Origin of the sequence: Yinghuangia sp. YIM S10712 (genome assembly GCF_051388935.1) — a bacterium.
In the GTDB taxonomy this organism is placed as follows: Bacteria; Actinomycetota; Actinomycetes; order Streptomycetales; family Streptomycetaceae; genus Yinghuangia.
The window spans coordinates 335,176-337,882 of sequence record NZ_JBPKBI010000006.1; the positions used below are offsets into that span (position 1 = coordinate 335,176).

General features: G+C 68.4%; 1 protein-coding gene. It reads left to right on the forward strand.

What is annotated here, in order from left to right; genetic code table 11:
• Positions 1 to 155 precede the first annotated feature (155 nt).
• On the forward strand, positions 156 to 2,707 hold a 2,552-nt coding region (locus ACRX5W_RS16580), incomplete at its 3' end, for a lantibiotic dehydratase (RefSeq protein ID WP_436788909.1).

The window sequence follows — 2,707 nt, forward strand, 5'->3', positions numbered from 1 at the left end:
CGGACCCCGCCAGATGCCAGGGAAGGAGTTCTGTGTCCACGAACGAGCCGTATCAGCCGTGCGGCGGCGCGCTGCTACGCGCCGTCCAGGCACCGCGCAGCGCTCCGCCGCTACCCGATCCGGCCGGGCTCGGTCGTGATCCCGCTGCGGAGTGGGTGCGTTGGCTGCGCCGGGTCTGGGCATTTGATCGTGTTCGGAATGCGATCGAGCATGCGAGCCCGAGTCTGGAACGCGCGGTACGGGCCTTGTGCGTTGCTCAGAAGCCGGACTTCAAGGCTCTGCGGGGAACTGTCCGCTCGGTGGAGCGCTATGTGCGCCGCGCGGCGGAACGGCCCATGCCCGCAGGTTTGTTCGGCGGAGTCTCGGCGGTGTCCTTCGGCGAACGAACCCGCGTGACCTGGGGTGATCACCACTGCGGTGTCGCCCGTGCCGATGCGGGATGGCTGGCTTCGCTGGTGGGACGGCTTGAACGCGCTGACGACGTGCTGCGGCGTCTCCAAGTGTGTGTCGACAACGCTGCGTTTGTGCGCGGTCCGCATCTGGTCCTGCCGTACGTACCCGGAGCGGACAAGTCTGGCTCGGCAACCGAAGTCACGGTACGACTCACCAAACCGCTACGTGCAGCGCTCGAACTCGCCCGCCAGCCCGTGCCGTTCGAGGTCCTGACGCGCGACATCAAGGGAGCGTTCCCGGCAACACCGCCGGAGAAGGTGGCCGGGTACCTGAAGGAATTGCTGGCGCATCGGGTACTGATCACAGCATTGCGGGCCCCGGCGACCGAGCCGGATGCGCTGGCGCACCTGATACGCGTCCTGGCCGAGGCGACAGACGCCGCCAGCTTGCTGGTAGGCGAGTTGCAGGAGATCCATGCTCTGCTCGCACGGCACAGCGATGCCCCGCTGAGCCGTACCGGTGGTTTGCGGACCGAGGCGGCGCGGCGCATGCGAGCCCTTGCTGATACTTCGCGTCACCCGGTCGCCATTGACGTCCGGCTCGACGCCGAAGCCGTGCTCCCGCACGCCGTGGCGGAGGAAGCGGCGCGAGCGGCCGGGTTGTTGGCGCGGGTGAGCGCGCTGCCGCACGGTTCGTCGGCATGGGCGGACTACCACCGCCGCTTCTACGCCCGATACGGGCCGGGAACGTTGGTGCCCCTGCTGGACGTCGTCGGCGACAACGGCTTGGGCTGGCCGGACGGTTATCCCGGAACCACGGTTCCCGAACGCCGCCCCGGTCTGTCGCGTCGCGACGAAGTGCTCATCGACCTCGCTCAGCGTGCCGCGCTCGATGGAAACTTCGAAGTCGTACTGGACGACGCCCTGTTGGCGCAGATCGAGGATCCGGCCCCGGCGCAACTACGGCTCCCGCCGCATGTGGAGATCGTCGCCCGCATCGACGCACCGGGTACCGAAGCACTCGATCGCGGCGACTTTTTCCTCGCCGTCCGGTCGGTCTCCCGGGCCGCGGGCGTCGTGTGCGGCCGGTTCCTCGACGTGCTGGGACCAGCGTCACGCGCCGAGTTGGCGGACGGACTCGCCAAACTGCCCTGCGGCGACTCCGACACCGTGATCGCGCACCTGTCGTTCCCGCCTCTCGACGCGACCAGCGCGCACGTCGCGCGTTCTGCGCGCGTACTGCCGAAGGCAGTTTCCCTCGGGGAACACCCAGACGCGGATGCGCTTGGACCGGACGACCTCGCCGTCGGCTGCGACAGCCATCGTTTGTACCTGGCCGCGCCGAAGCTCGGCCTGCGCGTCGAGGCGTGGGCGACCCACGCGTTGAACCTTCGCCGCCACACCCCGCCGCTCGCCAGGTTCATCACGGAAGTCTCCCGGGCGACGTGCACTCAGGTGACCGACTTTGACTGGGGCGCCGCTTCGGCATGCGCGTTCCTGCCACGCGTACGTGCCGGCCGCATCATCCTTACGGCGGCGCAATGGAAGCTGAGAGCGTCCGAACTCGCCCGCCATTCCGCCGGGTTCGCGTCGTGGGAGCGATCGTTCGACGACTGGTGCACCCAGCGTCGGCTGCCGCAGCGCGTCCTGTTACGTGACGGGGACCGCGACATTCCCCTGATCACGTCGGCTGCGGCGGACCGGCTCCTCTTGCGCGAATATCTGAGGACGGACCCGACCGCCGTTCTCGAAGAAGCACCTCGCGACGATGCGGGCGACTGGTGCCACGGCCGCGCCCACGACGTCGTCATCCCTGTGGCTATTGCCCAGACGCCGAACTGGCCTTCCCTGCCCGCGCCGATCCCGCAGCGCGTCATCTCGCGCACCCACAGCATTGTTCCGGGTACAGCGCCCGTACTTGACGTTCGTCTCCACGGTGACCCGCGCCGCCAAGACGTGATCTTGACGGAGTACCTACCCGCCCTTCTTGACGAATGGACGGGCGGCGCGCATGACGCCCGACCCCACTGGTGGTTCCTACGCTACGACGACGGCGGGGGCCGCGATCATCATCTGCGTCTGCGGATTACGTCGCTCAACTACGGTGCCGCCCCACCTCGCATCGCCCAGATCGGCGCCTGGGCCGCCGGGCTGCAACGCGACGGCCTGTTGGCGGAAATGACCGTCGCCATGATCCACCCGCAGACTGGACGCTGGGGTGACGGACCGGCCTACGCCGCCGCCGATGAGGGGCCTCGCGTTTTCCGGACAGTCAATTTGCGGGTTGTTTTCACGCGGCGAGACGCAGAGTTGCG